This window comes from Mesorhizobium sp. M7A.F.Ca.US.006.04.2.1, from assembly GCF_004022915.1.
In the GTDB taxonomy this organism is placed as follows: domain Bacteria; phylum Pseudomonadota; class Alphaproteobacteria; order Rhizobiales; family Rhizobiaceae; genus Mesorhizobium; species Mesorhizobium ciceri.
This window is the reverse complement of record NZ_RZQA01000291.1, coordinates 1-6,855: the sequence shown is the minus strand read 5'-3', so window position 1 is coordinate 6,855 and position 6,855 is coordinate 1. Positions and strand designations below refer to the sequence as shown.

Annotated in this window: 8 protein-coding genes; 3 read left to right on the top strand and 5 right to left on the bottom strand. The window is 63.3% G+C overall.

Going from position 1 to position 6,855, the window contains the following annotated elements; all coding sequences use genetic code 11:
- Positions 1-1,680: efflux RND transporter permease subunit (locus tag EN925_RS16945; protein ID WP_164894245.1), on the top strand; the 1,680-nt coding region annotated here is incomplete at its 5' end.
- A 92-nt stretch (positions 1,681-1,772) separates the two neighbouring features.
- Positions 1,773-1,931, top strand: coding sequence for a DUF3309 family protein (locus EN925_RS16940; protein WP_013529196.1), 159 nt, complete (start codon positions 1,773-1,775; stop codon positions 1,929-1,931).
- A 60-nt stretch (positions 1,932-1,991) separates the two neighbouring features.
- Here the strand turns inward: EN925_RS16940 and EN925_RS16935 are convergent, their stop codons facing one another.
- Both EN925_RS16935 and EN925_RS16930 read right to left on the bottom strand, forming a co-directional pair.
- On the bottom strand, positions 1,992-2,951 hold the full coding sequence (locus tag EN925_RS16935; RefSeq protein WP_127370181.1) for an SDR family oxidoreductase: 960 nt from the start codon (positions 2,949-2,951) through the stop codon (positions 1,992-1,994).
- A 70-nt stretch (positions 2,952-3,021) separates the two neighbouring features.
- The gene (locus EN925_RS16930) at positions 3,022-3,231 is read right to left on the bottom strand and encodes a DUF680 domain-containing protein (protein ID WP_127384597.1); all 210 of its coding nucleotides are present in this window, start codon (positions 3,229-3,231) and stop codon (positions 3,022-3,024) included.
- A 114-nt stretch (positions 3,232-3,345) separates the two neighbouring features.
- On the opposite strand from EN925_RS16930, the gene EN925_RS16925 reads away from it, so the two are divergent.
- Positions 3,346-4,254 carry a LysR family transcriptional regulator gene (locus EN925_RS16925; protein WP_127369959.1) on the top strand — a complete coding sequence of 303 codons (909 nt, stop codon included), beginning with the start codon at positions 3,346-3,348 and terminating at the stop codon, positions 4,252-4,254.
- Here the strand turns inward: EN925_RS16925 and EN925_RS16920 are convergent.
- The 3 genes from EN925_RS16920 to EN925_RS16910 form a co-directional block, all read right to left on the bottom strand.
- Positions 4,218-5,393 carry an MFS transporter gene (locus EN925_RS16920; RefSeq protein WP_064993272.1) on the bottom strand — a complete coding sequence of 392 codons (1,176 nt, stop codon included), beginning with the start codon at positions 5,391-5,393 and terminating at the stop codon, positions 4,218-4,220. The genes EN925_RS16925 and EN925_RS16920 overlap by 37 nt on opposite strands.
- Positions 5,394-5,510: 117 nt before the next feature.
- Positions 5,511-5,819: a DUF1244 domain-containing protein gene (locus EN925_RS16915; RefSeq protein WP_013529201.1), complete on the bottom strand. Its 309-nt coding sequence runs from the start codon at positions 5,817-5,819 to the stop codon at positions 5,511-5,513.
- 11 nt (positions 5,820-5,830) lie between these two features.
- Positions 5,831-6,628: an N-formylglutamate amidohydrolase gene (locus tag EN925_RS16910; protein ID WP_127384596.1), complete on the bottom strand. Its 798-nt coding sequence runs from the start codon at positions 6,626-6,628 to the stop codon at positions 5,831-5,833.
- Positions 6,629-6,855: the final 227 nt, after the last annotated feature.

Below are 6,855 nucleotides of genomic sequence, written 5' to 3'. Positions count from 1 at the left end.
GGCTGGTACATGGCGATCGTCAAGCAGGCGGTGCGGTTTCCGATTACGGTGGTTTTGCTGACGGTCGCTCTGCTGTTCGGCGTCGGCTTTGCCTATTCGAAATATGGCGCCGGTGTCGAATTCTTCCCCAGTGTCGAGCCCGACTACGGCCTGCTCTACGTGCACGCGCGCGGCAACCTTTCGCTGGCCGAAATGGATACGGCGACCAAGATTGCCGAAAACAGGATGCTCGGCTGGCCCGGCATCAAGTCGGTCTACACCCGCGTCGGCAAGACACAAGGCGGCGGCCAGGATGTCCCTGAAGACGTCGTCGGCGTCATCCAGTACGAATTCATAGATTGGCGCGAGCGCAAGTCGGCGAACCAGATCCTGAACGATTTGCGCGGCGTCATGGCCGGCATTCCCGGCGTCGATGTCGAGGTGCGCGTGCCGGAGGCCGGTCCGCCGACCGGCAAGCCGATCCAGATCAGGCTTTCGGCCGTCGACCCCAAGGGGCTCGACGACAAAGCGCGCGCGGTTGCGGCACGCATCGGCAAGGTGCCTGGCGTCATCGACATTTCCGACGGCCTCCCGCCGCCCGGCGTCGACTGGGCGCTCGAGGTCGACCGTGCCAAGGCAGCGCAATATGGCATCAGCCCAACCGCTGTCGGCACAGTGGTGCAACTGGTGACCAACGGGCTGAAGCTTTCGGAATACCGGCCTGCCGGCGCCGACGACGCCGTCGACATCAGGCTGCGTCTGCCGGAAGACCGGCGCACGCTGTCGACGCTCGACGAGCTCAGGGTGCAGACCTCGCAAGGCTCGGTGCCGATCTCGAATTTCGTCGTGCGCAAGCCGGAGCCGACGGTTGGTATCCTCAACCGTATCGACGGCGCGCGCACGGTGGTCGTCCAGGCAAACGTTGCCGCAGGCGCCCAGGTCGCGGCCGTGCAGGCGGAGGTCAACAAGGCCGTCTCCGGGATGGATCTCGGCAGCGGCATACGTTGGAAGCTGGCCGGCTCGAACGAAGACAGCGCCGAGGCCAGCGCCTTCCTTGGCAAGGCCTTCGGGGCGGCGATCTTCCTGATCTTCCTGGTGCTGCTGATGCAGTTCAACAAATTCACCAGCGTGCTGATGGTGCTGTCCTGCGTGGTCATGGCGACGGTTGGCGTGTTCCTGGGGCTGCTGATCACAGGCGAGACCTTCGGCATCGTCATGTCGGGCATTGGCGTCATCGCTCTGGCCGGCGTGGTGGTGAACAACAACATCGTGCTGATCGACACCTATGACCGGCTGCGTGAAGAAGGCTGGGACAAGATGGACGCGGTGCTGCAGACCTGCCGCGAGCGCGCCCGGCCGGTGGTGCTGACGGCGGTGTCGGCGATCCTCGGCGTGTTGCCGATCGCCTTCGGCCTTGGGCTGGAAATCTTCCATCACGAGACGACGATCAACGCGCCGTCGACGCAATGGTGGATTTCGCTGTCCTCGGCGATCGTCTTCGGCCTGTCCTTCGCCACCTTGCTGACGCTGGTGGTGACGCCGTCGATGCTGATGATTTTCACGCGCAGCAAGAACAGCCGCTTCTATGCGTTTTTCCGCCGGCTGTTCCGGCGCGGCAAGGGAACGGTTTCGCCGACCGACAGGCCTGGCCAGGAAGCAGGCGACGAACCGGAAATCGCCTTTCCGAAAGCCGCCGAATAGACCCCATCGCCGATTTGACCGCAGAGGCCGCCCGGAACAACCGGGCGGCCTCTGCATTGTCTCTGAGCGAAACGTCGAAGCGAGGGCTTCTCATGCCGATCACCACCATCGTCATCATCGTCCTGATCCTTGTCCTCATCGGCGCGGTGCCGGCCTGGCCGCATTCGCGCTCCTGGGGTTATGGGCCGTCGGGTATCGTCGGCGTCGTGCTGGTGGTGCTCATGGTGTTGCTGTTGATGGGACGGCTCTGAGGCGCCCTCTCGTGGGAGATTGTTCAGTGTGCGGAGGGGCGGCGCCCGTGATCGCGGAAGTCAGGCAGCTTTCGCAACGCCATTCACGGTGGCAATGCCGATATCGCCAAGAGCCTCAGCAACCGCCTGATCCAACGGCGTGTGCGGGATCTCGCCGACGATGCCTTCCAGCCGTATCGAAGCCAGCTGATGCGGCTCGAAGCGCAGGTAGGACATGGAGACGATCTCGCGCCACATCGCCACGAACGGGCTGCCAGCGCGCAGCACCCACCAGGGCATCGAAGTCATCTTGAGCGGACGACCAATAGCCTTCTCGGCAGCGGCCTTGATCTGCAGATCGGTGACCGCGTGGCCCGGAAAGTTCAGCGCTTCATAGAAGCCGAGCTTGTCCAGATTGCGCGCCAGCGCGACGAAGCCCACAGCGAAGTCAGGCAGATAGGCCCATTCATGCACGAGGTCGACCGGGCCAGGCGCGGTGTAGATACCTTTGTTGATCTTGGCGGCAACGATCAGGTCGAACCATAATCCGCTGCCGGTGCCGCCGAAGAAATCGCCGGCCCGTAGAAGAATGGTGCGGACGCGGCCCGCGTCGGCCTCGCGACGAAACAACTCCTCCATGGCGCAGCGGATGCGGCCCTTTTGCGTGGTCGGGTGGAAGGGTGTGTCTTCCGATATCACCGCCGGCATCGGCGAGCCGTAATTGTAAACGGTGCCGGGGAAGAGATGCAGTGCGCCGTTCGCATGGCAGGCGGCCATGACATTCTGCGCCATCGGCAGGCATTTGCCCCAGTCGGTGTAGATCGGGTTGAGGCCGTTGAAGACGATATCGACACCTTGCGTGGCGCGGATGAGGGCCTCGCGGTCGAGAGCGTCACCGGCAACGGCCGTGGCGCCTTTGAGTTCGGCCGGCACCTTGCCGTTGCGGGTGACGGCGCGGACCTCGTAGCCCGCGTCGATGAAGGCCTTGGCGACCACGCGGCCGAGCCGGCCACCGGCACCGAGAATTGCGATCTTGGTCATTGGAAGCACTCCTGGTTGGGATTTAGGTGGTCGGTCGGGCGATCGAGATCAGCGGCAAGCGCGATCGGGATCAGCGGCTGCCGAAGAGATCGCGGTTGCTGCCCTGTGTGACCGGCTTCCGGATGGCCGCATCGGGGTTGTGAATCGAAGCGGTGGTCGTGTCGTCGGTGCTGGTGACAGCCGGCTGGCTGGCGTCGTTCGAACCAAACTTGTCGCTGCCGGCAAAAGCGGCGCTGATGGAAGTGAGGATAGCGGCGGTGGTGAGAGCGATCTTGGTCATCTGAGTTCTCCTGGTTGGTGTTTGCAGTCCGTGTTGGTGTCTGCAACTGGAATATGGTCGCTCCGAATGCGAATGGAAATTGACTACAGATGGCGTTCTGATATTCATAAATGAATGACAGAAATCGACTGGAACCTGATCAAGAGCTTTGTCACCGTGGCGGAATCCGGCAGCCTGTCGGCTGCCGCGCGGAAGCTTTCGGCCAGCCAGCCGACGCTTGGCCGTCACATCGGCGAGTTGGAACAGGCGCTGGGCGTCACGCTGTTCCGTCGAGGACGGCACGGCTACGAACTGACGGAGGCCGGCAGCACGCTGTTGGAACGCGGCAAGGCGGTCAGCGAGCAGGCAAGCGCCTTCTCACTCCTGGCACTGGGTTCGGTTGAGGCTATCGAAGGCACGGTGCGTATCGCCGCCAGCGAGGTCGTGGCGGCCTATGTCCTGCCTGAGATGACGATGCGGCTGGGGATCGAGGAGCCCGGCATCGAGGTCGAGATCGTCGCCTCCAATCAGGTCGAGAACCTGCTGCGTCGAGATGCCGACATCGCCATCCGCATGGTCAAGCCGGCGCAGAACGAGCTGATGGCACGCAAGGTCTGCGACATCGAGCTCTGCGCCTGCGCGGCTAAATCCTATCTCGACAGGCGCGGCCGTCCGCTGAAGCCTGCCGATCTTGTCGACCACGATCTGGTCGGCTTCGACCGCGGCGACGAGATCATCAGGGGTTTTACCCGGCACGGCATCCCCGTCACCCGGAGCAGCTTCCGCTTCAGGGCCGACAACCAGATGGTTTTGTGGGAAGCGGTGCGGGCGGGAAACGGCATTGGTCTTGGCCAGGAGCCGCTGGCCGACAGGGATCCTTTGATTGAGAAGGTGCTGCCTGACCTGCCGCTGCCAGTTCTGCCGGTGTGGCTGGCGATGCATCGCGACGTGCGTACCAGCGTGCGCATCCGCCGTGTGGTGGATTTCCTTCACGAGGAGCTGAAACGCTATTCGGCGGGTGCTGGCGCGAATTCGGCGCGGTGAGCGAGCCCGGCCATCAGCAACACGATGATCAGCAGTCCCGACATGGTGATGAAGATCGGGCCGAAGCTGGAATGCTCGGCAACGAAGCCGATCGCCGACGGCGCCACCAGTATGCCGCAGTATCCGATCGTCGTGACCACGCTCATGCCGGTGCCGGAAGACATGCCTTCCTGGTTGCCGCCGGCCGAAAAGATGATCGGCACCATATTGGCGATGCCGAAGCCGCAAAAGGCAAAGGCTGCAATGGCGAGCCAGGGCGAGGGCGCCAGGCCAGCCACCAGCATGCCGACCGCGGCTACGAGGGCCGACGCGCGTAGCGTCGTCACCGCGCCGAAGCGATTGCGTATGCCGTCGCCGAAGAACCGCGTAACCGCCATGACGCCTGAAAATCCGGCGTAGGCGAGGCCGGCGACGGCGAGATCGGCGCCGAGCTCCTGGCGCAGATACAGGGCTGCCCAGTCGAGCACGGCGCCTTCCGAGATCATCGCCAGCAACGCCATCAGCCCGATCAGATAAACCAGCGGGTTTGCCGGCAGTGCGAATTTGTGGTGCTCGGCCGCCTGCGGTCTGTCTTCGGCGAGGAGATGGCGAACGGCCACCGCGATCACCGCGAAGGCAAACGCCGTTACCGCCGCCGCGTGGACGAGGTGGCCGTAATGCTGGATGGCAAAGCCGCCGAGGCCGCCACCGGCAAAACCACCGAGACTCCAGAAGCCGTGCGAAGACGACATGACGGCGCGGGAGAGCCGCCGTTCGACCACCACGGCGTTGGCATTCATGGCAACGTCCATGCCACCGATCGAGCCGCCGAAGATGATCATGGCAACGGCCGCCAAGGGTACGTCGGGCGCCAGCGCCACGACCATGAGACCGAGGCTGCCGCACAGCGCGAACCAACGCAGTACGGTGCGCGAACCATGTCTGGAGATCAAATGGCCACACCAGGTCATCGCGACGACGGCGCCGACCCCAAACAAGAGAATCAGCAGACCGAGCGTGAACTTCGAAATCTCCAGCCGGGTCAGGAACACCGGAATCTGCGGCGCCCAGCTGCCCGTCAGGAAGCCGTTGGCGAGGAAAATGGCCGCGAGCGCCCATCGTCCGCGAATGGCAGTCAGCTTGGCAGTTGACGCGTTCATGAGGCGAATCCCGCAAGAAATGGCTTCGCGCGGCAAATTAGATCGATTCAATTTTCAGTCAAGGCTCTTTCGGGAAGCATTTTTTGAGCCAAACACAGCCTTGAGTGATCGCTGGCCTTAATGGTCCTTGGGGCGCCTTGCCTCGAATTCGGCCTTCTTGGCGTCGGAGGCCTCGGTCTGGTTGAGCGCCTGCCATTGCGCATAGGGCATGCCGTAGACGATCTCGCGCGACTGATCCTTGGTGAGATCGACGCCCTCGGCATTGGCCGCCTCGCGATACCAGTTCGACAGGCAGTTGCGGCAGAAGCCGGCGAGGTTCATCAGGTCGATGTTCTGCACGTCGTTGCGTTCGCGCAGATGCTCGACCAGCCGGCGGAAGGCGGCCGCCTCGAAATCGCGTTGCTGCTCGTCGCTGAGTTCGGTCATCGAAACCTCCGTCATAGCGGCCCGGTACGCGAGCCGAACATCTTCACCACATGTATATCGGGACGGCGGTCGATGGCGTCAACGATCGGCGCCAGCCGTTCGGCCCAGGCGAGCGCGCCCTTCTGGTCCGATATCAAATCCTGTCGGATCTCGATCAGCGCATGGGCGAAGCCGTTGACGATGGCGTGCTTGTACATGGTGTCGCCGCGCAGCGCGCCGTCATAGGGTTCGTTGTCGCCGACGACGAGGTTCCTGTCCTGCGCCAGCATGTCTATCAACGGCCGCGCCACGCGGTCGTCGAGGTCCCACAGGATGCCGACGTGCCAAGGACGCTGGATTCCTTGCATGGCCGGGGTGAAGGAATGCACCGAGAAGATGAAGGGCGCCTGGGCGGAAGCCTGTGCGACCGAGGCGATCATGGCGCTGACGGCGTCGTGATAGGGCCGGTAGAACCCGTCGAGCCGCCTCTCGCGCTCCTCGGCAGCGATGGGGTAATTCCCAGGTACGACAGTGCCGTCATAAAGCTGGCGAATGAGCGTCGGGTCGTCTTCGCCGCGATTGGGATCGATCAGCAGCCGCGAAAAATTGGCGAGCACCGCTGGCACGCCGAGCAGGGCAGCCAGTTCGCGCGTCACGCCCTCGACGCCGATGTCATAGGCGATGTGGCGGTCGAACTCCGCTGAGGGCAGGCCGAGGCTGCCATAGTCGTCGGGCAGGTCGCGACGGGCATGATCGCCCAACAGCACGATGCCTCGCTTGCGGTCGCCCTCGATGATCTCGAAAGGCGCGAAAACTGTGGATCGGGTCATTGGCGGGAAATGGTCTGTTCGCTGGCTTCCGGGGAGGATGCTATCGTCATTCCACGAAGACGACGCTTGCGCAATGCCGTTGTTTGGCCAAGGTTTCCCGGGAAATCTGGCACAAGTCGGCGAATTGTGCGCCGGAGCCTTTCTAAATCGATTGGAATTGGACAAAACGGTGCGTTGACATGCGCCCGGACTTTTCCGAAAAGGGGCGCAGAGAGATGCTGATGTGG